This is a genomic window from Polynucleobacter sp. TSB-Sco08W16 (assembly GCF_018687455.1).
Taxonomy (GTDB): domain Bacteria; phylum Pseudomonadota; class Gammaproteobacteria; order Burkholderiales; family Burkholderiaceae; genus Polynucleobacter.
In genome coordinates, this window is the sequence record NZ_CP061291.1 from 504,118 (window position 1) to 528,883 (window position 24,766).

Below are 24,766 nucleotides of genomic sequence, written 5' to 3' on the forward strand. Positions count from 1 at the left end.
ATAGCGTTTATTTGAATGCTATGCTTTTGTGTATAAATTTATGTCACTTAATAAAAGGGCGCTTGTTAAATGAATGATTTTCCAAAATTAGTAATTTTTACAAACGAAGCAATACCCCGTGTAAAAAGTATGTACAAAGGCGCTTCAGTAGCTTTGTACAGCTTTAATAATTTAGTTATTGATGACGATAACCCAATTACTTCGCTTTTAAATGTTTCCCAAAATTTTGAAGAACTTTTTTATAAAAAAGCTACTGTAATAAGTGGTTATACGGAAAAACACTTAACCCTCTTTTTATTGAGTAATACCTCTTACCCATATCTAAAGGTTGAGACTGAGGATGACTACATTGTTTTACCTGCTTTTGAAGATGCTTTATTAAGCTTACATGATAGGGATGATGCTATTAGCACATTAGAAGATTCAACATCAATAATCTTTAGTATTTTTAAGTATTTGGAAGCCCAAAACTTGAATAGGATGATTAAGAAAAATGATACTTTGATTGATAAAGCATACGATACATCATCGTTAATTCATTTCATGTTAGAGGCTTTTTTCTTTGGGTGGTTTAAGGTTAAGACTCCAAGCTAAATTTTTTTAGTTTTAGATTCACTTTCATAACCTTCAATGTTTACTGTTGATTAAACATGGATGGTGGGGATAAGGGTGCTTTGGGAGTAAGTGGTGCTGTAGGTTGTATTGGAACACTCATAGATTGCGCTTGTCCTACAGGTACTCCGCTTGGATTTGAATAGTAAGTTGTATTTCCTATTTGCTGTGCTTGTCCTGTTGGAACACCGTTTGGGTTTGAGTAGTATGTTGTATTTCCTACCTGTTGTGCTTGTCCAATAGGTACTCCGTTTGGATTTGTGTAATAAGTAGTTTGAGAAAACGCTTGAATTGAGATAGCTGATAAAGCTACAAAGACAAATTGGTATTTCATATTTTTTTACCTTCCAATATATCAACCTATATTAGTTATATAAGTCTATCAGCATTTTAAGTGTTGCTTAAGTAATACTTTAGTAAGCTTATGAAGCAAACTAGCGTTTGCTTGTGTGTCATGAAAGCTATCGCTTTCACTCACACATTTCTTTCTTCTTTTATTTTGATTGTTTTTTGACTTTTACTAGGAAGTACAAGCCACGCCCTGTTATAGGACGTAGCTATAGCTAATCATTTTTACTGAGGATTAACAACTGATATACACACAACTTGTATTACAAGATAAGGTAGGTTTTGCTATCACCTTTGACGTGCTTGTCTAACGCAACACAACCACAGCCTATATCAGAAGCTTTGTGGTGTGTTTATGGGTTTGATTGTGGCGGTTCCCATTCACTTTCAGCATATACATTCATATTTGCTTACATTCACGCATTACTGCGTTACCAACATGTACAACATCACAAACGTTCTTACGCAAGGGCGTAGCGTTTATAGCATCCAACATAAGGTGTTGGGTAGTGTGATGAGGCGAATAATGAGTAATTCGTTTGCTTACCGTTACACATCAGAACGGATTACGCGGCACCATAACAATCGGCGTGCTAACCTTTATGTCTCATTTGTATATTTATTTATCAATACTAAATGAAAGACTGAATATTTGTGGATTTATTACATTCTTCTGGGAAAAGACTGGAAAAATCAGGTTGTCCATCGCGCTTTGATGAAACTAAAGTTAATACTCATACAACACAAAAGGAGTATTAAATGAGTATATTAAGTAACTTGAAGCTAGTAGTAGGTAAGCGTCATTTAACAGCAAGTCCAGTTGTACACAGACGCAATAAGCTTGTAGCTAAGCTACATGAACAGATTGAACTATGTGAAGCTAAGAAAGCTGGTAATACCTACGCACCTAAACACTTAAAAACTTATACAAATAAGCAGACGGGTGAACGCATGACTGTAGAAGCTGTTAAGCGTGTAAAGGAATGGTTTTGGATTAGTGATAGCGGAAAAATCAACTTAGCTATTAAGTACGGTGCTAAAACGCTTACGCTAAACAAGAAAACTAAAGCTAACTGTATTGAACTTACTAATGGTGATGAACTGATTAGTACGCTAAAAGCACTTAAAGCTGATGTTCTTGATGGTGCGCTTGATGAAGCTATTGAGGAAGTAAGTACAGCTACAAGGGAAGGGTTTGGAAGATGAAGCAATATAGACTATGGGTACGAATAAATGCTTTACAAACAGCAAATACCCTTATCTATGCTGAAAATGCTTTGTTAGCTAAACAGTTAGGTGAAGCGCAGTACGGTGTGGGTAATGTTCTGAACTACACAGAAGTAAGTGAGTAAAAGGAGGGTTGGGTTAAATACTTGTATGCGCTTCTATGAATTTAACTCAACCCCTGCTATCAAACCCATCAAATCAATGAACCCTAAGCAGTACCGTCTCTACAGTCTTAAGCGCAATAAAGACAATGCTAAGCAGGCTTACAAAGCTGAAAAAGATAGACAAAAGATTGCTAACGCACAGCAACAGATTTTCAAAGCTAACCACTAAAAAATTACCGCGCAATTTTCAAAGGGTGTGGAGAACCTAACCCCTACCAGTTTTAATCTAACACTCCCACCAGATACTCAAAAAATAAAATGTGTGATTTGACGCAGAATCATGGGGTTTTTGGTGGTTTTTATATGTATTTTTATTTTTTTGAATGAGGGGATGAGAGGTATAGCGCAAATGGTTTATAAACTCTTTGCTTTATTTCTGCGTGTCTCACCTGATTTCTTCCCACCCAAGCTACGCTTAGCTTTTAGTTCCGCTTTTACTTCCGCATCTGATTTGGGGTTGTATGTGGGGTTACTTTTTGCTTTCTTGTTTAGCAACCCCCTTGTTGTTTCCCCTTTTAATTGCGGTAGTGCTTCTTTCACCTTTAAGTGTCCGTAGTGCTTCTCAATCATGGATACACTTGTACCCATATGTTCAGCAAGCGTATAAACAGGGGTTCTGTCATAGGTTAACTTAAAGGTAGCGTAGGTATGACGCAAGCTGTAGAACACCCGCTTCTGTTCTGTGTTGGGGTCGATGAGTAGATTGTGCTGTCTTAAGAATGTTTCAAATAGCTTTTGGAAAGACTGAGGTTCTTTCCCATCTTTCATTCTAAATACGTAACCGTTATGGTTACTTTCAGTCACTGTCTCTATCCCACCTAAACCCTGTACCTTTAGCAATCTTTTTAGTACATCAATGGTGTCATCCCAACCAATAATTTTCCGTTTACCAGTCTTACCGCTAACATTCATTTCAACGTGACTACCACTGTCATCCGTATGTGTATAGCGCACTTGTTTCCAACGCAGGTTTAGTAATTCCTTACCAGGACGCGCACCGGTATCAAGTAATACGTATACATACTCTCTTAGCAATATTCTTAAGTTTTTACTTACTGTATTTTCAGCACGTTCAATCCAATCATTGAAGTGTTCCTTTAGCGCACGGATCTCTTCTAATTCAAATGCGGGACGACGTTCACTGACTTTTCCTTTAGCAATCAGCTTGGGACGATCCAGTTCTGTCATAAAACGCTGAAGTACAGCTTCATCAAATATCAAATTGAGTACAGCGTTATGGGTTAACTGAGTGCTATAGGTAGCTGGTTTACCCATCTTCTTGGTGCGCTTAGTCTCATACTCGTCCAATGCTTCACGCTTAATGTTGTTGACATTGAACTTACCCAGTATTGGAATGACGTAAGTCTTAAGAACGGAAACATAGTCTTTGTAGACGGGTTTTGCTGTTCCTTCCTCAATATCTGCTTCAAGTTGCTTAAGAACGGTGTTAGCAACATCCTTGAGTTTGCGGGTGACAGGGGAGATATTCAGTTCTTTTTTGACATTTGCTTTAATGAGGATGTCATGCGCGGCTTTTTTAGCTTTTGCTAAATCCCGTTCATTAGTGCTTGCGCGGTTCCAGCGCCCATCTACATTGAACGCAACCTGCCATACAGCACTACGTTCACGCTGATAAATGCGTAGTTCCCGTTCTATCAAAATGTGAGTGGTAGCGTTTTTCTGTCTCATACCCAAATAACCAGCAAGTCCATACAGCATAAGCGTTTGCTGGGAATAGGACAAGCACTAATAATTGGTGTGTATTTGGTGTGTACCAAAAGAAAAAGCGCACTTTTGTGCGCTTCGCCTTATATCTTGGTGGGTCGGGCGAGATTCGAACTCGCGACCAACGGATTAAAAGTCCGCTGCTCTACCGACTGAGCTACCGACCCAGTAAGCCATAAATTATAGCAAGAAGTTTGTAGTCCACCCTGGGGTCTAGCTTGCCTCCCCGTAAGCCCTTGTAGTTACAAGTAGCTTACGTATTGACTCTTCGGGCAACGGGAGGATTTTTGGAAAAATAGTCCTTAATTCCTCTCAAAATGGCGTCCGCAATCCGGTCTTGATAGCCATCATCATTTAATTTGGCCTCTTCTTGGGGGTTGCTAATAAAAGCGGTTTCTACAAGGATAGAGGGGATGTCTGGGGCTTTCAGAACGGCAAAGCTGGCTTGCTCCACCTTTCCTTTATGCAGAGGTGCAAATCCACCGATTTGCTTGAGGATGGAGTTGCCTACTTGTAATGAGTCTTTAATTTGGGCGGTGGTGGACATATCTAGAAGTAGGTTCGCTACTTGCCGATCTTGAGTCTTGATGTTGATGCCGCCAATCAGATCAGAAGCATTCTCTTTATTTGCCATCCAGCGCGCCATCGTGCTACTGGCACCCATTTGAGAAAGGGTAAATACAGAGGCACCTTTAGCGTGCGATTCAATAAATGCATCCGCATGAATTGATACAAATAAATCTGCTTCAACTCGCCTAGCTTTTTGAACTCTGACATGGAGTGGTACAAAGTAATCCCCATCACGGGTGAGGTAGGGCCGCATATAGGCTTCATTCTCAATTTTGTCTTTGAGTCTTTTGGCAATCGAGAGAACAACATGCTTTTCTCTAGAGCCCATAGAGCCAATCGCGCCTGGATCTTCACCACCATGTCCTGGATCGATTGCAATGGTGATCAAGCGTTTGTATTTGGCTTGTGCTGGAGCCTCTTTGACCTCTGGGATAGCCTGAGCAACTGGCGGCTTGGGGGAATCTTTCTTAGTGGCAAATTGCGCAATGAGGTCTACTTCTTCATTGGATTTAGTCAGGGCACTTTCTTTTTTGGCACTACTCTTGACCAACTCCATTAAAGGGTCTGGTGGGGTAGTGGGATATAAGTCAAACACCATCCGGTAGTTGTATTCAGCTACGGGATCAAGTGTAAAGAGCTGCGGCTTGATGGGCTCCTTTAGGTCAAACACGAGGCGGACAACCCCAGGCTGAAACTGACCTACTCGCACTTGAGAAACATAGGGATCATTCGGTTTGATCTTCGCAACGAGATCCTTGAGCGTGGGATTGAGTTCTAAACCTTGAACATCGACTACTAGGCGATCTGGATTGGTCAGAATCTGCTGAGTAATCGGCAGGGGTGTATCAGACTCCAGGGTAATACGCGTGTAGTCTTCTGAAGGCCAGACGCGCACACCTAAAATCTTGGCGCCCCAGGCAATATCGATTTCACCTAATAGGAGGACAAGCCCGAGTAATTTTGCTGAAGACTTCAAATGACGCCTTCTTGCTAAATCTGTTTTTGACTTGCTAAATGGATTGCTCATCTATTGCTTGATGTTCTTTAAGACGGCGACACCATCATTTAATAGTGCATTGATTGAGATCAAACGTTCATTCTCAGTGGCGCCAGCAGTTAACTCAACCTGTAAATCAAATGCGGGTAAAGATCCCTCAGCTTTTTCTGGCCATTCAATGATGCATATGCCGGGAATATCGAAATACTCAGCAAAGCCCGCTTCTTGCCACTCCAAGGGATCGCGCATGCGATAAAGGTCAAAGTGATGAACGGTAAAGAGAATATTGTTGGTTTTCAGAGGATAGGGCTCACATAGGGTGTAAGTGGGACTCTTCACCTTACCTGTGTGACCCATGCTCTGGATGAGGTGCCTAGCAAATGTCGTTTTACCGGCTCCAAGGTCACCCTCTAGGGAGATATTGAGATGTGATTCTGGATGGCTTTGAATAAATTGCTCAAGGCTGGTGGCAAGTCGCTTGGCAAGGTCAGCAGTATCTGCTTCTTGCCTACAATGTTGCTTCAGGGTTTCCTGTGTTTGAGCCATTGTTCTAGTTTATTCAATTATTACGCTACATTCTGTATTCATATGTCTTTATCTGCCAATTCTGCCGCTTTAAATGAGCCTGAGCTACGTGCTTGGCTTGGGGAGAAGGCTGCGGAGTTGGGTTTTGATGCCCTGCGCATCACCGATACTGACTTAGGCCTTGCGAGTGAGCGCTTAAGGAAATGGCTGGCAGAAGGGCGTCACGGCCAGATGGAATACATGCAACGCCATGCTGATCTGCGTTCAGATCCTCAGTTGCTTGTACCGGGTACCGTGCGAGTGATTTGTGTCACGATGAACTATCTTCCAGAAGAGCTGAACTTTGATGCTGAGTGGAAAAGATTAGAAGATCCTAGCCAGGCAGTGGTCTCCATGTATGCCAGAGGGCGCGATTATCACAAAGTGCTCCGCAATCGCTTGCAAGATTTTGCTAAAGCCATCGAAGAAAAAATTGGGGCGTTTGGATACCGCGTATTTACTGACTCTGCACCTTTGATGGAGGTAGAGTTAGCGCGCAAAGCAGGTTTAGGTTGGCGTGGTAAACATACGCTCTTACTCAATCGCGAGTCTGGATCTACCTTCTTCCTGGGCGAGATCTTGGTCGATGTGCCGCTACCAGTAGATGAGCCGCAGGAAGAGCGTTGTGGCACCTGCACATCTTGCATTGATGTCTGCCCAACCCATGCAATCACTGCGCCATATCAATTGGATGCGCGCCGTTGTATCTCTTATTTAACAATTGAAAATCCAGCGGCTATACCTTTGGAGTTTCGAAGAGCAATGGGTAATCGCGTTTATGGCTGCGATGACTGTCAACTCATTTGTCCATGGAATAAATTTGCCAAACGTTCACAGTTGCCCGACTTTGCACAACGTCACGGACTAGGTCAAGCAAGTCTTCTCCATTTATGGTCCTGGACGGAAGCAGAATTCGAGCAAAGACATGAAGGCAGTGCCATTCGTAGAATTGGCTACAACAGATGGCGTCGTAATTTAGCGGTGGCAATGGGTAATGCCCTGGCAAGTCCGTCAGTTCCACTCACTACAAAGCAAGATATTCGTAAGGCTTTAACAGAGGGGCTGGTATCAGGAGACCCTTTGGTAGCAGAGCATATTCAATGGGCACTCGATACCTCTGACTAGGCAAGTATTCGCCCTAGATCTACAATCATCTTATGTCATCAGTCGATCAACCGTATATAGACCCTAGCGAAATCGCGCTTGAGGGCTCAGCGGCCGAACGCTTCAAAAATCCTAAAGAAGCATTTTGGGAAGGGATGCGCGATGCGGCTGGCGCACCAGCAATGGTGCTCTTTGCCGGCATGGTGGGTTTTGGGGCGATGGGCAAAACCAATGGCTTTGATGTGTGGTTCACCACCTTTACTTCATTTTTTATGTTCGCCTTACCGGGGCAGGTGGTCTTGCTGGAGATGGCGATTACAGGTTCATCGGTAATTGCGATTGCTTTAGCGGTGACATTAACTTCAACCCGTTTTATCACCATGACGGTGACACTCTTTCCGCAGTTTCATCAAAAAGATCGCAATCGTAGTTTGTATGCCTCAGTGCATTTATTGGCGATGACTGCATGGGCGATCTCGATGCGCGAGTTTCATGCAATTGAGACCAAGCATCGCTTAGCGTATTTTGTTGGGCTAGGCTTACTCTGTTGGTTGATTTCTATTCCTGGGACTATTCTGGGTTTTTATTTGGCAGGCATGGTTCCGCCAGCAGTCACTCTTGGTTTAGTGTTTATTAACCCCCTATTTTTCTTGCTCACATTCACCGAAGTAAAGCCTTGGATTAATCGCATTGCCATTTTTTTGGGATGCATCTTTGGGCCGATATTTTTCGCTATCGATCGTGATACCAGCTTATTAACTGCAGGGCTCGTGGGTGGTACTTTGGCCTACTTTATTGATCGTAAATTCTTGCGCAAGAAAGCAGGGGTAATCGGTTGAACAATGCGATAGAAACCATGAATTCAGCACTCTCTGGTTGGGGTCTATGGATTGCTTTGGTAGGTGCTTGTCTTGGCACGTACTTCTGTAGGGCCATTGGGGTAATGCTGTCGCAAAGTATCAACCAAGATAGTGAAATCTTCCGCTGGTTAGCTGCAGTGACTTACACCATGGTTTCTGCTTTAACCATTCGCCTGATTGTGATGCCCCTAGGATTAATGGCGACTGTACCTTTATGGATTCGGATTCTGATTTGCGCCCTAAGTATTGGCGTCATGGTCTCCAAACCTACTAAGCGATTGGTTCCAGCCTTATTGACTGGAACCCTGCTCATGGTGGGTTATGGTGTGATTCGTTAAGTCACCCAAGCCACTTCATTCAGCAATTAATATTAAAGATGTGCTGCCAATATTTTGGCGATATGTACCGCCTCTCTTTGGGTGCCATCAGCAATCTGGTGACGACAGCTCGTACCGTCTGCCACTACCCAGCTATCGGGTGACTTGCGAATACTAGGCAGCAAACTAGCCTCGGCCATCTGCTTAGAAACTTCAATATGCTCGGCTTCATAACCAAAACTGCCCGCCATGCCACAGCAAGAGGATTCAATGAGCTTAGGCTCTGCATTGGGAATCAGCTTGAGTAATTCCATTGCAGGTGTGACTGCAGCAAAGGACTTTTGATGGCAATGACCATGGAAAAGCATTGGCTTGCTCGCTGCTTTTAGATTTAGATTGAGTTTGCCCACTTTGACCTCGTTCGCTAAATACTCTTCTAAGAGCTGCGCATGCTGAGATATTGTCACTGCACGTTCGCCAAAGCCCATGACTAATGCCTCATCTTTTAATGTAAAGAGACAGGAAGGCTCAAGACCAATGATGGGAATGTTTTTATCTGCATAAGGTGCCAGGTGATTAACTAGCTCACCCAAGGTTTCTTTGGCTTTATCCACCATGCCGGCGGCAAGATAGGTTCTGCCACAGCAAAATTCTTTAGAGCAGGTATTTTGTTCTGTATTGGCTGCCTTGCTCTGACTCTTGTGCGGAATATGAATTTGGTAGCCTGCTGCCGTGAGCACTTTAATGGCAGCCATCAGATTTTCATCTTCAAAATAGGCGTTGAAAGTATCTGCTAGCAGTACTACTCCTTTTTGTTTCGATAGCTCATCAGCGCTGTATTGATATGGCGTAATCGCTTTTGGATTACTCCAGAAAGTTTTGCTCTTCCAAATAGGTAAGCTTCTTTGGGCAGAGATGCCCATGATCCACTCTTGTAGTTTGGCAATCGGTGCAATGTGATTACGTAAATTGAGTAGCGCTGGCAATAGTGGAATGCTACTAATCGTACCCGCATATTTTGGTAAATAGGCAACCGCTAAATCACGCAATGAATGACCAACCCGTTTTTTATAGGCAGATAGGAACTCAATTTTCATCTTGGCCATGTCTACACCAGTAGGGCACTCTCGGCGGCAGGCCTTACAGCTTACGCACAACTCCATCGCCTCTTTGATGGCATCACTACCAAGTGGGGATGATTCATCTTTCATATCGAGTTGATTGGAAAGTGCAAGACGTAAAGTATTGGCTCTGCCACGTGTGAGATGTTTTTCATCACGAGTAACGCGATAGCTGGGGCACATCACTTCAGCGTCGAACTTGCGGCAGTGGCCATTGTTATTGCACATCTCTACTGCTTTAGCCAATCCCATAGCAGGGTCGCCACCAGTTCCTGGTGCACTTGTCTCTTCAGTAATAGGATTATTTTGGACATTCCAGGCAGACCAATCTAAGGCAGGCTGCAATGGAATCACTTTGTAGCTTGGTGGAAATCTAAAGTTGCTGGCATCATCCATCTTTGGTGGATTAATAATCTTCCCGGGATTAAATAATCCCTTTGGATCAAAAGCGGTTTTGATTTCTGCCAGAGCTTCGGTGATTTTGGGGCCAAACTGCCAAGAGATCCACTCGCCGCGACAGAGGCCATCGCCATGTTCACCACTATAAGCACCTTTATATTTACGCACCAAGGCAGAGGCTTCTTCTGCAACTGCACGCATTTTCTGTGCGCCATCTCTACGCATATCCAGAATAGGGCGTACGTGTAATGTACCTACTGAAGCGTGGGCATACCAAGTACCACGTGAACCATATTTAGAAAAAACATCTGTTAATGCTTGCGTGTAATCAGCCAAGCTCTCTAAGGGGACTGCACAGTCCTCAATAAAGCTGACGGGTTTGCCATCACCCTTAAGACTCATCATGATGTTGAGGCCTGCTTTGCGTACTTCCCACAAATTCTTCTGCAGACTAGCATCCGGCATTGGCACTACTGAGCCTGCAAGTCCTAAATCACCCATGAGCTCTTCTAATGCCTTCAGCTTCTCTAATAGTGGGGCATGTGCCTCACCAGAAAACTCCACTAACAAAATCGCTTCTGGAGTTTGGGCTGTGTGATCTATGAGCGCGGTCTCAATTGTCTTTTTAAAGCTAGGGTTGCTGCGTGCTAGATCAATCATGGTGCGATCCACTAGCTCAACTGCAGTAGGTCCCAGCTTGACGATATGCTGTGCACTATCCATTGCTTTATAAAAACTGGCAAAGTTCACAATGCCAAGCACTTTGTGTTTTGGTAAAGGCGCTAACTTGAGTTTGAGGGATTTGAAATACGCTAACGTACCTTCGCTACCCACCAAGAGGTGCGAGAGATTGACGCTACCGTCTTGGGTATAAGGTAATTCACTTTGCGGATGAAAGATGTCCAGGTTATAGCCCGCTACTCGTCTAAGCACCTTTGGAAAATGAGTTTCGATTTCAGGTTGTAGAGTAGTGGCTAGGCCTTTAACAAAATCACCCAACTGCTTAGCAACACCAGAGCTGTTCGCGTAATTGCCAAACTCAGCAATTTGACCATTGGCGAGCCAAGCGTTAATGCCCAAAACGTTATGCACCATATTGCCGTAAGCAATCGAGCGGCTCCCGCAGGAGTTGTTGCCTGCCATACCACCAATAGTTGCCTGACCAGCAGTAGAGACATCTACCGGATACCAAAGGCCATGTTGTTTGAGGGAGCCATTAAGGTGATCGAGCACCATGCCGGGCTCAACCTCTACATAAGCTTTATCTAGATTGAGATCGAGAATATTTCTGAAGTATTTGCTGTTATCAATCACCAATGCGGCACCAGTAGTTTGGCCACACTGACTTGTGCCGCCACCTCGAGGCAATATCGGTACACCCAGTTCAGATGCAATCTGGATCGCTGTTGCAATGTCTTCAGCAGTCTTAGGCACAAATACCGCCACTGGCATGGCTTGGTAAATGGAGGCATCAGTTGCATAGCGACCGCGACTAGCGCTATCTGTCATGACTTCACCAGAAGTCTCTTGGCGTAGGCGTTTCGCTAAAGCGGCTCGGTCCACCATCAGCTCTTTGAGGTCTAAAGGTTTATTCATTTGATTATCTCCGCCGCTAATGGGCTTGCGGCTTCAGCCTTTAGTAGTTGCACTACAACATCGCGTTTGTTCATCACGTGCTGCATCATGATTTTGCGCATTCTCTTGCTATCGCGGGCCTTGAGGGCATCGAGCATTTCTTGATGCTCTTCAACTGCCTTCTCCCATTTGACACCGTCTTGGTTAGAGCGAAAGCGTAAAGCCTCGATACGCGCATTCACTTGTGAGAAGAGGCGAGTTAGCACCGGATTGTTGGCAGCTTGATTAATCAGATGATGAATTCGAAGATTAAGTTTGTAATAGCTTGATAAATCACGTCGCGCATACGAAGCCATCATTTCATACTGAAGGGCCTCTAATTCAGAGAGGGTGGCATCACTAATATTGTTGGCAGCCAGCTCTCCAGAGAAACCTTCTAAGTCTGCGATGACATCAAAAGTGTGAATTACATCTTCTAGGCTGAGTTGTAAGGCAATTGCGCCACGATTGGCAATCAGCTCAACCAAGCCATCAGCAGCTAGGCGACGAATTGCTTCTCGGATTGGGGTGCGGGAAACATTCAAACTTTCGGCTAGCTCTCGCTCATTCAATTTACTACCGGGGGTGATTTTTCCCTCAACCAATAGCAATCTGAGCTTTTGGAATATCGCTTCATGCAGATTCTGGGAATTTGGCAGCTCTGTGACCGTCATAGTGAGAACCTAAAATTTGTATGCAAAAATATGAATAACTCATCATAAAGCATAAATAATGGGTTTTAATGCCTTATTCAATGATTTATTTTAAATAATTTGTATACAAAATAGAAAATTACCAAAAATTGTCTTACACTAGCTGCAGAACAGACTTTCAGAATTGACCCCTAATAAACATACCCATAGCGAGACAAAGCATGTTGAAACTAGATAACCACGCATCAGGACGCCATTTTTTACATATTCCTGGCCCAAGCCCAGCCCCGGCACGTGTATTGCGTGCCATTAGTTACCAAACCATCGACCATCGTGGTCCTGAGTTTGGTCAATTTGGTCTGAAGGTGCTCGATGGCATCAAGAAGATTTTTAAAACTGAACAGCCGGTCATCATTTATTCCGCATCTGGAACGGGTGCATGGGAGGGTGCCATGGTCAACGTGCTTAATCCCGGCGATACCGTCTTGTTTTATGAGACCGGTCAGTTTGCCAACCTATGGCGTGCTCTTGCACAACGACTCGGATTGAAAGTGGAAGTGGTGGGTAAAGTTGGACAAGACTCTTGGCGTTGGGGTGTTGATGCATCTGTCATTGAAGAACGTTTGCGTAAAGACACACAACATGAAATCAAAGCAGTATGCGTAGTGCATAACGAAACTTCTACCGGCGTTACTTCGAATATTGCGGCGGTTCGTAGCGCGATTGACTCTCTGAAGCATCCAGCCTTGTTATTGGTGGATAGCGTGTCTGGCTTGGGTTCTGCGGACTATGAGCATGACAAGTGGGGTGCTGATGTGACGGTGTCTGGCTCACAAAAAGGCTTGATGTTGCCACCGGGCATTGGCTTTAATGCCCTGTCTCCAAAGGCAATTGAAGCAAGCAAGCACAGTACTTATCCAAAATCATATTGGGCTTGGGATGAAATCCTGGAGTCCAATAAAAATGGTTACTGGCCAACAACACCGAGTACCAATTTAATGTATGGCCTGCATGAAGCGATGGACATGATGATGGCAGAAGGATTGGATACGATCTTTGCTCGTCACCAACGTTTGGCTGCAGCTTGTCGTGAAGCTGTTAATGCATGGGGTTTAGAAATCCAGTGCCAAGACAAAGAGTGTTACTCACCAGTTCTTACTTGTATTGCTACACCCGAAGGAATGGATGCTGATGTATTGCGTAAGCATGCTTTAGAGAAATTCAATCTTTCATTGGGTACTGGCCTTGGAAAAATTAAGGGTAAGGCATTCCGTATTGGTCACTTAGGCGACTGCAATGAATTAAGCCTAATGGCTGCCTTAAGTGGTGTGGAAATGAGTTTGGGCTCTATGGGCTTTAAGCCTAAGGCTAGCGGTGTTGTGGCCGCCCAAGAATTCCTCAAATAATCACATTTGGGTGGAGACAGGGTGCAAATGAGGTAAATACAGGGTGGAGCAGGGCCTGTAGGACTGAACCAGGCTACACCCTTTATAATTCAAGCACTTATATAGATAGCACTTTCATCATATAAAACATATTCGAGACAAAAGGATTAAACATGTTGGCAACTAAACCGTATTTAACTCAAGCTGATGTTCAAAAGATTTTGGATGCAGCAGATAAACATGCTGCTAAAAATAATTGGGCAGTCACCATCGCCGTTTGTGATGATGGTGGTCATATGTTGGGTTTGATTCGTCGCGATGCTTGCGCTCCCCTTTCTTCTTATATTGCACAAGAGAAAGCTCGTACTGCAGCAATGGGTAAGCGCGAGACACGTGTTTATGAAGAGATCATTAATAACGGGCGCCATGCATTTTTATCAGCCCCTCATGTTTCAGGCATGCTTGAGGGTGGCGTCAATATCGAGGTAAATGGGTTTACCATCGGCGCAGTCGGCGTTTCCGGCGTTAAATCTGCGGAAGATGCTGAGACCGCTAAGGCCGGCATTGCCGCCATCTTGTAAGTTACCTTGACAAATACTGCTACTGAAATAAATTCATCTAACGGGGTTGGCGACTCAGTCGTTCCTAGCGCTGACCCTAGTGTTACTCCACCAGCAACAATCACTTTTGCTGATTTTGGTTTAGATCCGCTGATTCAAAAAGCGGTTGCTGAACAGGGTTACAACACTCCTACTCCGATTCAAGCTCAATCGATCCCGCATGTATTAGCGGGCAGCGATTTAATGGGTGCCGCGCAAACAGGTACTGGCAAAACAGCTGCCTTTGTATTGCCAATCATTCAAAAGATTCTGCGTCACGCCAGTAATAGCGCTTCACCAGCACGCCACCCAATTCGCGCGCTGGTCTTAACACCCACCAGAGAGCTGGCTGTGCAGGTTGCAGAAAATGCGGCCAATTACTCTAAACATACTGACTTACGTGCTGCCGTTGTCTATGGTGGCGTAGATATGAAGGAGCAAGTAGCAATTCTGCGTAATGGCGTTGAGATCTTGATTGCAACCCCTGGTCGTCTCTTGGATCACATTGGCTCGAAAGTTGCAAACCTTTCTCAAGTCGAGATTCTGGTTCTTGACGAAGCAGATCGCATGCTCGACATGGGATTCTTGCCGGATCTGCAGCGCATCATTAATTTGATTCCAGCGCAAAGACAAACACTACTGTTCTCAGCAACATTCTCGCCAGAAATTAAAAAACTGGCGCAAAGTTATTTGCGGACACCGGTGACGGTTGAAGTGGCGCGTCAAAACGCTGCTGCCGATACTGTCAAGCAGGTGATTCACATGGTGTCGTCAAGTGATAAGCAGCGTGCGATTGTGAAGGTGCTAGAGAACCGCACACGACAGGGCTTATCACGTCAGTGCATCATCTTTACTAATAGCCGTTTAGGTTGTGCCAAGTTGGCGCGTGCCTTAGAGCGCGATGGCATTAAGGCTGGCGCGATTCATGGCGACAAGAGTCAGGGTGAACGTACTTTGACTCTAGATGCATTTAAATCGGGCGCTATTGAAGCCTTAGTAGCGACCGATGTAGCAGCCCGTGGTCTAGATATCCCTGATATGCCTTGCGTGATTAATCACGAACTGCCTTACAACGCTGAAGACTTTATTCACCGCATTGGTCGAACAGGTCGCGCCGGCAGTACAGGTGATGCGATTGCCTTGGTAGATGCTAGTGAAAAACGTTTGCTGGATGACATCGAAAAATTGATGAAGCGTAAGCTGGACATCAAACCTTTGCCTGAGGGAATTCCTTCATACGCTAAGCCATCTAGTAGTGCTGCGCCTGCCAAAGGGGCAGACCCATTCTTCTACAAACCATACGAGCCAACTGCAGCAGCGCAGTCAGTGGGTCATGCCGTAAAGCCTGAAGAGAAAAAAGTCGGGATTGTGGCGGCTAAGCCAGCCGTGGGCGCTTTGTTGGGCGGCTTCAAAAAGAAATAAAGCCATCAAAAGCAAGCAGGCTCTGCCTGTTAGCTTTTCCAGGCATGGGTGGCTGCTAAAAGCCACTCTGCAATGGTGATACTCTCACTATCGGGCAATTCATTTAATCCTAAATGTTGTGCAGCCTTGCGTAATTCGGCAAGTGCATGTTGCGCGTCTTGTGTATTAATTTGGTTTGCCAAGGTCTGCTTACTGAGCTTTTCACCATGCTTATCTAAAACCAGTGGCAGATGCTTATATAGGGGTGTTGCGTAGCCCAACATATTCTGTAGATAAATTTGTCTTGCGGTATTGCTGAGCAAATCTGCGCCGCGCACGATATGAGTGATGCCTTGCTCCGCATCATCCACTACAACGGCGAGTTGATAGGTAAATAGACCATCACTTCTTTTAAGGACGAAGTCACCCACTTGCTTGTTGAGATCTTGGCTTTGTTGCCCCAGAGATAGATCCTCAAACGCAATCTGGCAATGAGGGGGTAGAGCGATTCGCCAAGCAAGCTTACCCCCGAGAATTACCTCGCTTGAATTCATCTCCAATGATTTTGGTCGGCAAGTGCCGGGATAAACCTGCTCTTGATTGCGGGGAGTGTGGATTCCTAGCCCATGCAGGGTATTGGCGATCGTTTGTCTAGAGCAGGAGCAAGGGTAAAGATATTTGAGCACGTTGAGGCGCTCTAAAGCCCGTTGGTAGCGTTCTTGCTGTTGGGACTGATAAGTGGGTTCATCGTCCCAGAAAAGCCCACAGGCAAGCAATTGAGACTGGATTTGCTGGTCAGCGCCCGGGATGCATCTTGGGGTGTCTAAATCCTCGATTCTGAGGAGCCATTTACCCCCATTTTTACGGGCATCCAACCAGCTTCCCAAGGCGGCAACCAGGGATCCGGCATGGAGTGGCCCGGTAGGCGAAGGGGCAAATCGCCCGCGATAGCCGTCGGCTGGGGATGAGGGGTTTTTATGCGTAGACACAGCTAAAATCATCTCATGGCTTTACCCCGTTTTGTTCATCTTCGCATCCATTCCGAGTTTTCGATAACGGATGGAGTCGTGCGCATTGATGATGCAGTGGCAGCTGCCGCCAAGGATGAAATGGGGGCATTAGCCTTAACCGATTTAAGCAATTTATTTGGTTTAGTGCGGTTTTATACGGCCGCTCGTTCTGGCGGGATTAAGCCGATTGCCGGAGCGGATGTTTGGGTGAGCAATCCCCAGGATCCAGACCAACCACATCGACTGCTCTTGCTAGTCCAAAACCATTCTGGCTATCTCAATCTTTGTGAGCTACTCAGTAGGGCTTCTTTAGAAAATCAATCTCGTGGTCGCGCTGAAGTCGATTCAGCATGGTTTAGTGAGCCTGCGGCAAAAGCTGAAGATAAAAAAGCTAAGAGAACACTTGCCTATGGATTAATTGCACTCTCCGGTGCGCGCATGGGTGAAGTTGGGAGTGCATTATTAGCGGGTCAAGAGGATCAGGCCAAGATTGCTGCAAGACGTTTTGAAAAGCTCTTTCCTAAATCGTTCTATATCGAAGTTCAACGTGGTGGTCACCCCCAGGATGAAAAGCAGCTCCAGCTAGCCTGTCATCTAGCGAGTGAGCTAGACCTTCCCGTAGTAGCAACGCACCCTGTGCAGTTTATGCAAAAGAGTGACTTCATAGCCCATGAGGCACGGGTATGTATTGCTGAGGGAGAGCTGCTGGGTAATCCGCGTCGCCAAAAGAAATTCAATGAAGAGCAGTATTTTTTAAGTCAAGCAGAGATGGAAAAGCGCTTTGCCGATTTACCGGCCGCTATTGCCAACTCAGTAGAGATTGCCAAGCGTTGTAATTTATCTCTGGTGCTTGGTCAGCCGCGCTTGCCGGATTTTCCAACGCCGCCTGGCATCACTCTTGATGATTATTTATTGCAACAGTCCGAGATTGGCCTAGCGCGCCATATGGAGCGTAATTTCCCAGATGCTGAAGAGCGTGCCAAAGAAGCGCCGCGTTACCACGAGCGTTTGGTGTTTGAGGTGAAGACAATTTCTCAAATGGGATTTCCGGGTTACTTCTTAATCGTTGCAGACTTTATTAACTGGGCGAAAAATAATGGCGTGCCAGTAGGTCCTGGTCGAGGATCAGGCGCAGGCTCTTTAGTTGCCTATTCATTAGGAATTACAGATCTAGATCCACTACGCTACAACTTACTTTTTGAGCGCTTCTTAAATCCAGAGCGGGTATCGATGCCCGACTTCGATATCGACTTTTGCCAACATGGTCGTGACCGTGTGATTCAGTACGTTAAAGATAAATACGGTAAAGACGCAGTTAGCCAAATTGCTACCTTCGGCACGATGGCTGCTAGAGCGGCTATTCGTGACGTCGGTCGCGTTCTAGAGCAGGGCTATAACTTCGTTGACGGTATCGCAAAGCTGGTTCCGAATAAGCCAGGTCAATACATGACCATTGAAATGGCCAAGAAAGAAGAAAAGCAACTAGCGGAACGCGAAAAGAATGAAGATGAAGTCCGTCAACTGCTCTCCCTAGCCCAACAATTAGAGGGCATGACTCGTAACGTGGGTATGCATGCCGGCGGCGTACTGATTGCCCCAGGGCGCCTCACTGATTTTTGCCCTCTCTACACTCAAGAAACAAAAGAACAAGATAGCAGCTCTGTCATTAGTCAGTTTGATAAAGATGATGTAGAGGCGATTGGCTTAGTCAAGTTCGACTTCTTAGGTTTGACCACGCTCACGATCTTGGCGGCAGCTGAGCGTTGGATTAAGACTCTACATACCGACCGCAAAGATTGGACGATTGGTGATATAGCGCTAGATGATGAAAAAGCGTTTGATGTTCTCAAGAAAGCCAATACGGTTGCAGTATTTCAGCTAGAAAGTCGCGGCATGCAAGGCATGCTGCGTGAGGCCAAGCCTGACCGCTTTGAGGACATTATTGCTTTGGTGGCTCTGTATCGTCCAGGCCCAATGGATTTGATCCCAGACTTTATTGAGCGTAAGCACGGCCGACAAAAAGTAGAGTATCCGGATCCGCGTATCGAGCCCGTTTTGCGAGAGACCTACGGCATCATGGTTTACCAAGAGCAGGTCATGCAGATGGCCCAGATGATTGGCGGGTATTCATTAGGTGGCGCAGACATGTTGCGACGCGCGATGGGCAAGAAAAAACCGGAAGAGATGGCGCAGCATCGCAAGATTTTTAGTGATGGCGCAAAAGCGGGCGGTATTACCGAAGGTAAAGCGAACGAGATTTATGACTTGATGGAGCGCTTTGCGGGGTATGGATTTAATAAGTCCCATGCGGCTGCTTATGCACTCTTGGCTTATCAGACTGCATGGCTGAAGGCTTACTATCCTGCCGAATTTATGGCAGCCAACTTATCGCTTGCGATGGATGACACCGATAAGGTGAAGATTCTGTATGACGACTGCTTGGCAAATCAGATTCGAGTGTTCTCTCCAGATATCAATACTGGAGTCTATGAGTTCACACCGCTGCGTGCTCCAGATGCGGCACCAGATGCACCTCTCAGTCATATTCGTTATGGCCTGGGGGCTGTTAGGGGCACTGGTGAAGCGGCAATCGAAGCAATTGTGAAAGCTCGCCAAACTGGCGGACCATTTAAAGACCTGTTTGATTTCTGTGCACGGGTTGACCGCAGGCAAGTGAATCGTCGCGCTATTGAGGCATTAATGCGCGCAGGTGCATTTGATAGTCTCTATCGAGATTCCGTACCTGCAGGTGGAAATCTGTATGACATCCGCTCGACCTTACTTGCCTCCTTAGCAAGGGCAATCGAAGCTGCAGAGCAAGCAGAGGCTTCGATTCATCAAGTGAGCTTGTTTGAGGTTGCTGGTGAGGATCACCGTCATCTGCCAGAATTGGTTCGTGAACCAATCTGGTCTGAGAAAAAACGTCTTCAAGAGGAAAAAACGGCTTTAGGCCTTTGCCTAACGGGACACATGTTTGATGCTTATCGTGACGAGACTGCTCACTTTATTCGTCAGCCTCTGTCAAAAATTACTGAAGGCAAGGATCAACTGATTGCAGGCATCGTCACCTCGGCCCGGATGCTTACCGGTCAGCGCGGCCGCATGATGATCGCAACAATTGATGACGGCACTGCCGCACTAGAGGTGACGTTATATAGCGAAGTCTACGAACCAAATCGTTCATGGCTAAAAGAAGACGAATTACTGGTCGCTAAAGTCAATGTCACGCCAGATAAATTCTCTGGTGGAATGCGAATTGTTTCTGAAGCGGTAATGGATATCACTGGGGCGCGCATGCGCTTTGCCCGTAATGTTCATGTATGCATTGATTCAGCGGTAGATGTCAGAATGTTGCGAAGCCAAATCGGACCCTACCTGATGTCGAATCGGGCACGCGATCCTAAATTCGGTGCGCACATGGCTAGCGCAAAAGATGGTGTGAAGGGCTTAATGTTGACGGCAGCTGTGACCACTAGTGGTGGTGCGTGCTTGATGCAGTTCCCAGAAGAGATGCGAATTTACCCTGACGATGCTTGTTTGCATAGTCTTAATCAACTATTGGCATCAAAGCAAAAAGATCCTGTTCTGGTTCAGTACCACTAGGCTGCTTAGCCTCAGTGTTGCCCTAATACTTTTTCTATAGCATCTATTACTTGGGTTGGCTCAAGTAAGTCTAAGCATTCACTATAGCTATCGGCGCGATCTAAACAACCTGCTTTCCGGCAGGGTACGCACTCCCCAGGGCCTTGCAAGATCGTAATATTGCCAACCGTTTGAGAGCGGGAGCGCAATTGGTATGGTTGATCGCCAATAAAGCCATTGGGCCATGGCCCGAAATTCGTCGGTGGTGTAGCGCCAAATAAAGTAATTGTCGGGGTATTGCAAGCTGCTGCTAAATGCGTAATAGAGGTATCGACGCCGATATATAAAGAGGCTGCCCTCAACAAAGAACCAGCCTGCGGAATCGAAAGCTTACCGGCGGTATTAATTACCTGCTTGCGGATATTGTCCTCTAGTAGCGAAAAAATGTCATGATTGAGCTGCAGATCTTGTTTCGCGGGAGAGGCGCTCAGCACTACCTGAAATCCCCGTTTCGCTAAATAAGTAATGATTTTTTGCCAATACGCTAATGGCCAACGTTTATATGCAGTTAATGGGCCAGGATGTATCACTATATAAGGCTGAGTGAGTTCTCCAGCAATGACGGGTGTTAACGCCTCACCAATCGGTGGAGTGACCTTAATGGGCTTAGAAAATAATTCCAAAGGATTGCGGAAAAAGACTTCAAGCAAGCGTAGTTTTTCAGCAATGACATGCTGGCTAAAGTAGTCAACATCAACGGTATGCATACAGATGAATTTCTTCCAGGCGTTTTGTCGATTCGACTTATCTACAACCTTACTTTGCTTACCTTGAGGATGCCCTCCTAAAACGCCTACACGGTGAAAGGCGGAGACCAAACCATAGAGATAGGCTCTGTCACTTGGTTGGGTAACAAATGCAAGATCATAGCGCTGAAATAAACGGTTAAAGAGTGAGAGGTACTCCCCAAAGCCTGGTCTATCAGAGGTTTCAATGACCTGTGCAATATCAGGATTGCCCTTGAGCATCTCCAATTTACCCTTGTAGCCCAAAAAATGAAACTCGGCATCTGGCCAAAGTTCACGAGCTTTACTAATGAGAGGTGTTGTAACCAGCACATCCCCGATTTGCCGTGTGGCAATGAATAAAACTTTCTTTGGCTTAAGGTTGGAAAAGTGAGTCATAGTAGTAACTCTTACATCGCCTTTGCCAAAATCTTTTCACGAACTCGGCGGGCATTCTCAGCAGCATTACTTTGGTCGTGTATCTTATGAAAGAGGTGCAGTACTTCAGTTGACCATGATCCCGACTTCCGTTTGATGTGATGGCGTTGCAAGCGAAAGATAAAGTCAGCATCTTCATGACCCCAGCCAGTCATCGTTTCATCAAAACCATTGATTGCCTCAGCATCTGCTTTCCAGCAAGCCATATTGCAGCCTTTAATGCGACGCCAAACAAACTTTTGATAGTCCCGCCATCCGCCATTCCCAAATTTAATTTTCAGGGGCCAGTACTTATTGATGCCACCACGCAAACGCTCACTTAGGAGTTTGGAGTGAAATAGTGAGAAGTCCCAAGCTGGCCAGGTAAGCAGGCCTTGAGTGAGTTTTTCATCAAGCAAGACTCTGCTACCGGTAACTAGATATCCTTTTTCTGAAAGCTGGCGATGACGTGCAACAAAATCTGGCTGAACAATGCAGTCGCCATCTAAAAAAATGAGGTAATCCCCTTTGGCAGCAGCAATCGCTTGATTCAAGATTTTGGTTTTCCGAAAGCCTTGATCGTCTTGCCATAGATGCGCAATAGAAATAGGGTGGGATGCTTTAAAAGTGTCGATGACTTGCTTAGTACTATCGCTTGAACCATCGTCAGCAATAATAATTTCAAAATCACGGTCTGTTTGGGTGGCCAGTGATTCGAGGCAGAGCTTAAGGGCTTGTGGCCAGTTATAAGTAGCCAACAAAATGGAAATCATTTACGGGCTTCCTGGTTTAGGTGCCAGAGTTTGATATAGCGATAGTAGGTTCCCTGACCATTCGAAATGGCCAAAGCAAATCCTTGGGCTCCATCCAAGAATCCAGCGCGAATGATGTAAGTGCGGATAAAGGCCCAGACTCCATGCAAGACTGCTGTTAAAGGATTGCTGGTTTTGCCTTTGGCAAAAGCTTGCTCAGCCGAGGCTGTTGAGTAACGATCTAGTTTTTGCAAGACTTGGGAGTAGTTCATAAAGCTGTAGTGCAGCATGGGATTCTCTAGCCTTGCCACTTGCCCTTTAGGAATGAGGCGTTCGTGTACCAGGTCATCGGAAAAGCGGGCGGTCCCCCGCTTAAAAAGTCGGTCAACATAGTCTGGACTCCAGCCAGAGTGGCGGATAAAGCGACCGCAATACCAAGACAGCCTAGGAATGGCAAAACAGTCAATATGGGCGCTATGGTGAATAGCCCTCAGAATTTCTGATCTTAGGGCGGGGGTAAGCCGCTCATCGGCATCTAAAGATAGAACCCATTCACCTGTAGCGAGCTCTAGGGCGCGATTCTTTTGGGGGCCAAAGCCCGGCCAATCCGATGGCTGAGCAATGGTAGCGCCATGATTTTGGGCGATTTCTAAGGTGTGATCAGTGCTATTGGTGTCGACCACGACAATCTGCTGGGCAATGCCTTCCAATGAGGTCAGGCAATCCTCTAAATTGGCCTCTTCATTGCGGGTGATGAGTATGACGGATAAGGTGGGCATAATTCATTATATGAATGCTCAAGACCGTACCGCCCTAAATCGCTTAATTACCTACCTCAAGCCCCATATTGGGCTGATTATTGGCTCCCTGATAGCTATGGCTATTGTTGCAGGGGCTGAGACCTCCATACCCGCCTTGATGAAGCCTTTATTAGACCGCGGGTTCACTGGTCAGCTCAATAGTAAGTTGTGGCAGGTGCCAGTTTTCTTAGTGGGATTAGCGTTGGTCCGGAGTTTGGCGCAATTTTTATCCAATTACTTGCTTACTAGAGTAATTAATGCGGCTCTCTTGAAGTTGCGCGAACAAATGTTCCAAACCTTGCTACATGCAAGCACTACTTTTTTCCAGAAGAACTCGGCTTCTAATTTAATTAATGCAGTTGTATTTGAAGTAAATAATGTTCTCTCAGTCATGGGGGGGATGCTGATTAGCTTAGTACGTGACTCTCTCACTGTAGTGGGCTTGATGGGTTACTTGATTTACCTCAACTGGCAATTAACTTTGGTCGTTTTATTTATTTTTCCAGTGATCGCATTGATCATGACTAAGATTAATCGGCGATTACGATCCCTGAATCGCCAGCAGCAAAATTTAACTAGTGAGCTTGCCTATATTGTTGAGGAATCTACTGCTGGCTACAAAATTGTTAAGGTTCATGGCGCTCAAGATTATGAGATGAATCGCTTTAAGCAGAAGGCAGAGCGACTGCGTCAATTTACCCTGAAGTCTGCAGTAGCAGGCGGCCTAAATCAGCCGATTACCCAATTGATTGCCTCTATGGCCTTGTCTATCGTGCTGGTGATTGCTTTGATGCAATCTGCAACCGAAGGTACTACCGTGGGTGGCTTTGCAGCGTTTATTACGGCAATGATGCTGGTCATCTCCCCCCTAAAGCATTTGGCAGACATCAATCAGCCATTGCAACGCGGCTTAACTGCTGCAGAAATGATTTTTGGTTTGATGGATCAGCCTTTTGAAGAGGATGAGGATCGTAGATTGAATATGCGATCTTTGGATAAAGCCAAAGGCGCTATTCGATTTGAGAATGTTGGATTTTCTTATCAGCAAGAAGTGGGGCGTAAAGATGCCTTGACTGATATTAATCTCAATATCAAACCAGGTGAAATTGTGGCTTTTGTTGGACCATCTGGTGGCGGCAAATCAACCTTGGTGAATTTGATTCCGCGCTTCTTCAAGCCAACGAGTGGACATATTTATTTAGATGATCTGCCTTTGGAGGACATTGTTCTTGCTGATGTTCGCAAGCAACTGGCTTTCGTCAGTCAGGATGTCATTTTGTTCAATGACACCATTGCTGCTAATGTGGCTTACGGCGCCGCCACTGAAGAAGGTGTTGATCGTGGGCGCGTTATGGAGGCCTTGGAGGCTGCTAATCTAAGCGCTATGATTCGTGAGCTTCCGGAGGGAATAGATTCCTTGGTAGGGGATAACGGCAATCGTCTATCTGGTGGCCAGCGCCAGCGTTTAGCTATCGCTCGTGCTATCTATAAAAATGCACCAATCCTTATTTTGGATGAAGCCACTTCCGCTTTGGACTCAGAATCTGAGCGTCAAGTACAAGATGCCTTAGAGCGATTAATGGCGGGGCGCACCACCTTAGTGATTGCCCATCGTTTATCAACCATTGAGCATGCAGACCGTATTGTCGTTTTAGAGCATGGCAAGGTGATAGAAAACGGTTCGCATGAAGAGTTGATCAAGCAAGATGGCTTATATGCCAATTTGCACCGCATTCAATTCTCAAACGCTTAAATAGTTT

General features: G+C 45.6%; 22 protein-coding genes and 1 tRNA gene. 12 read left to right on the top strand and 11 right to left on the bottom strand.

Features of this window, described 5'->3' with window-relative positions:
* The first annotated feature begins 69 nt into the window (after positions 1 to 69).
* Positions 70 to 594 (top strand): hypothetical protein, encoded by a 525-nt coding sequence (locus FD961_RS02695; protein ID WP_215393996.1) that lies wholly within the window; start codon positions 70 to 72, stop codon positions 592 to 594.
* 40 nt (positions 595 to 634) lie between these two features.
* Here the strand turns inward: FD961_RS02695 and FD961_RS02700 are convergent, their stop codons facing one another.
* Positions 635 to 946, bottom strand: coding sequence for a hypothetical protein (locus FD961_RS02700; protein WP_215393997.1), 312 nt, complete (start codon positions 944 to 946; stop codon positions 635 to 637).
* A gap of 773 nt (positions 947 to 1,719) precedes the next feature.
* On the opposite strand from FD961_RS02700, the gene FD961_RS02705 reads away from it, so the two are divergent.
* From FD961_RS02705 to FD961_RS02715, 3 genes are read left to right on the top strand one after another with little or no spacing between them, the layout of a single operon-like run.
* The gene (locus tag FD961_RS02705; RefSeq protein ID WP_215393998.1) at positions 1,720 to 2,166 is read left to right on the top strand and encodes a DUF6641 family protein; all 447 of its coding nucleotides are present in this window, start codon (positions 1,720 to 1,722) and stop codon (positions 2,164 to 2,166) included.
* Positions 2,163 to 2,312 (top strand): hypothetical protein, encoded by a 150-nt coding sequence (locus FD961_RS02710; protein ID WP_215393999.1) that lies wholly within the window; start codon positions 2,163 to 2,165, stop codon positions 2,310 to 2,312. The genes FD961_RS02705 and FD961_RS02710 overlap by 4 nt, the downstream gene beginning before the upstream one ends.
* Before the next feature lie 25 nt (positions 2,313 to 2,337).
* Entirely contained in the window at positions 2,338 to 2,520 is a 183-nt protein-coding gene (locus tag FD961_RS02715; protein WP_071466678.1) for a hypothetical protein, read from the top strand.
* A gap of 185 nt (positions 2,521 to 2,705) precedes the next feature.
* On the opposite strand, the gene FD961_RS02720 is transcribed toward FD961_RS02715, so the two are convergent.
* From FD961_RS02720 to tsaE, 4 genes are all read right to left on the bottom strand, one after another.
* Positions 2,706 to 4,040 carry a hypothetical protein gene (locus FD961_RS02720; RefSeq protein WP_215394000.1) on the bottom strand — a complete coding sequence of 445 codons (1,335 nt, stop codon included), beginning with the start codon at positions 4,038 to 4,040 and terminating at the stop codon, positions 2,706 to 2,708.
* Positions 4,041 to 4,167: 127 nt separating this feature from the next.
* Positions 4,168 to 4,243 (bottom strand) — tRNA-Lys (locus tag FD961_RS02725).
* A gap of 86 nt (positions 4,244 to 4,329) precedes the next feature.
* Entirely contained in the window at positions 4,330 to 5,673 is a 1,344-nt protein-coding gene (locus FD961_RS02730) for an N-acetylmuramoyl-L-alanine amidase (protein ID WP_215394001.1), read from the bottom strand.
* Positions 5,674 to 6,189 (bottom strand): tRNA (adenosine(37)-N6)-threonylcarbamoyltransferase complex ATPase subunit type 1 TsaE, encoded by a 516-nt coding sequence (tsaE, locus tag FD961_RS02735; RefSeq protein ID WP_215394002.1) that lies wholly within the window; start codon positions 6,187 to 6,189, stop codon positions 5,674 to 5,676.
* A gap of 42 nt (positions 6,190 to 6,231) precedes the next feature.
* Here tsaE and queG point away from each other — a divergent pair, with 42 nt between their 5' ends.
* Genes queG through FD961_RS02750 form a run of 3 tightly spaced genes read left to right on the top strand, consistent with a single transcriptional unit; the run spans position 6,232 to position 8,509 of the window.
* Positions 6,232 to 7,332 carry a tRNA epoxyqueuosine(34) reductase QueG gene (queG, locus tag FD961_RS02740; protein WP_215394003.1) on the top strand — a complete coding sequence of 367 codons (1,101 nt, stop codon included), beginning with the start codon at positions 6,232 to 6,234 and terminating at the stop codon, positions 7,330 to 7,332.
* Positions 7,333 to 7,364: 32 nt separating this feature from the next.
* Positions 7,365 to 8,150 carry an AzlC family ABC transporter permease gene (locus FD961_RS02745; RefSeq protein ID WP_215394004.1) on the top strand — a complete coding sequence of 262 codons (786 nt, stop codon included), beginning with the start codon at positions 7,365 to 7,367 and terminating at the stop codon, positions 8,148 to 8,150.
* A 17-nt stretch (positions 8,151 to 8,167) separates the two neighbouring features.
* Positions 8,168 to 8,509, top strand: a complete 342-nt coding sequence (locus FD961_RS02750) for an AzlD domain-containing protein (protein WP_071464889.1) — start codon at positions 8,168 to 8,170, stop codon at positions 8,507 to 8,509.
* Positions 8,510 to 8,541: 32 nt separating this feature from the next.
* On the opposite strand, the gene FD961_RS02755 is transcribed toward FD961_RS02750, so the two are convergent.
* Both FD961_RS02755 and FD961_RS02760 read right to left on the bottom strand, forming a co-directional pair.
* Complete coding sequence (locus FD961_RS02755) at positions 8,542 to 11,604, bottom strand: FAD-binding and (Fe-S)-binding domain-containing protein (protein ID WP_215394005.1); 3,063 nt, start codon at positions 11,602 to 11,604, stop codon at positions 8,542 to 8,544.
* Positions 11,601 to 12,296, bottom strand: a complete 696-nt coding sequence (locus tag FD961_RS02760) for a GntR family transcriptional regulator (RefSeq protein ID WP_215394006.1) — start codon at positions 12,294 to 12,296, stop codon at positions 11,601 to 11,603. Before FD961_RS02760 ends, FD961_RS02755 begins: the two co-directional genes overlap by 4 nt.
* 200 nt (positions 12,297 to 12,496) lie before the next feature.
* Between FD961_RS02760 and FD961_RS02765 the strand changes: the two genes are divergently transcribed.
* From FD961_RS02765 to FD961_RS02775, 3 genes are all read left to right on the top strand, one after another.
* Positions 12,497 to 13,681 carry an alanine--glyoxylate aminotransferase family protein gene (locus FD961_RS02765; protein WP_215394007.1) on the top strand — a complete coding sequence of 395 codons (1,185 nt, stop codon included), beginning with the start codon at positions 12,497 to 12,499 and terminating at the stop codon, positions 13,679 to 13,681.
* A gap of 155 nt (positions 13,682 to 13,836) precedes the next feature.
* Positions 13,837 to 14,241: a heme-binding protein gene (locus tag FD961_RS02770; RefSeq protein WP_201721750.1), complete on the top strand. Its 405-nt coding sequence runs from the start codon at positions 13,837 to 13,839 to the stop codon at positions 14,239 to 14,241.
* Between the two features lie 6 nt (positions 14,242 to 14,247).
* Positions 14,248 to 15,681, top strand: coding sequence for a DEAD/DEAH box helicase (locus FD961_RS02775; RefSeq protein WP_215394008.1), 1,434 nt, complete (start codon positions 14,248 to 14,250; stop codon positions 15,679 to 15,681).
* A 29-nt stretch (positions 15,682 to 15,710) separates the two neighbouring features.
* On the opposite strand, the gene gluQRS is transcribed toward FD961_RS02775, so the two are convergent.
* Positions 15,711 to 16,661 (bottom strand): tRNA glutamyl-Q(34) synthetase GluQRS, encoded by a 951-nt coding sequence (gene gluQRS / locus FD961_RS02780; protein ID WP_215394009.1) that lies wholly within the window; start codon positions 16,659 to 16,661, stop codon positions 15,711 to 15,713.
* Between the two features lie 3 nt (positions 16,662 to 16,664).
* On the opposite strand from gluQRS, the gene dnaE reads away from it, so the two are divergent.
* Positions 16,665 to 20,273 carry a DNA polymerase III subunit alpha gene (gene dnaE / locus FD961_RS02785; RefSeq protein ID WP_215394010.1) on the top strand — a complete coding sequence of 1,203 codons (3,609 nt, stop codon included), beginning with the start codon at positions 16,665 to 16,667 and terminating at the stop codon, positions 20,271 to 20,273.
* 11 nt (positions 20,274 to 20,284) lie between these two features.
* Here dnaE and FD961_RS02790 read toward each other — a convergent pair whose 3' ends face one another.
* From FD961_RS02790 to FD961_RS02800, 3 genes are read right to left on the bottom strand one after another with little or no spacing between them, the layout of a single operon-like run.
* Positions 20,285 to 21,436: a glycosyltransferase family 9 protein gene (locus tag FD961_RS02790; protein ID WP_215394011.1), complete on the bottom strand. Its 1,152-nt coding sequence runs from the start codon at positions 21,434 to 21,436 to the stop codon at positions 20,285 to 20,287.
* Positions 21,437 to 21,447: 11 nt separating this feature from the next.
* Positions 21,448 to 22,227 (bottom strand): glycosyltransferase family 2 protein, encoded by a 780-nt coding sequence (locus FD961_RS02795; protein WP_215394012.1) that lies wholly within the window; start codon positions 22,225 to 22,227, stop codon positions 21,448 to 21,450.
* A complete protein-coding gene (locus FD961_RS02800; RefSeq protein WP_215394013.1) occupies positions 22,224 to 22,985 on the bottom strand; it encodes a glycosyltransferase family 2 protein in 762 nt (253 codons plus the stop codon). Before FD961_RS02800 ends, FD961_RS02795 begins: the two co-directional genes overlap by 4 nt.
* A gap of 10 nt (positions 22,986 to 22,995) precedes the next feature.
* Here FD961_RS02800 and msbA point away from each other — a divergent pair, with 10 nt between their 5' ends.
* Positions 22,996 to 24,759: a lipid A export permease/ATP-binding protein MsbA gene (gene msbA, locus FD961_RS02805; RefSeq protein ID WP_215394014.1), complete on the top strand. Its 1,764-nt coding sequence runs from the start codon at positions 22,996 to 22,998 to the stop codon at positions 24,757 to 24,759.
* Positions 24,760 to 24,766: the final 7 nt, after the last annotated feature.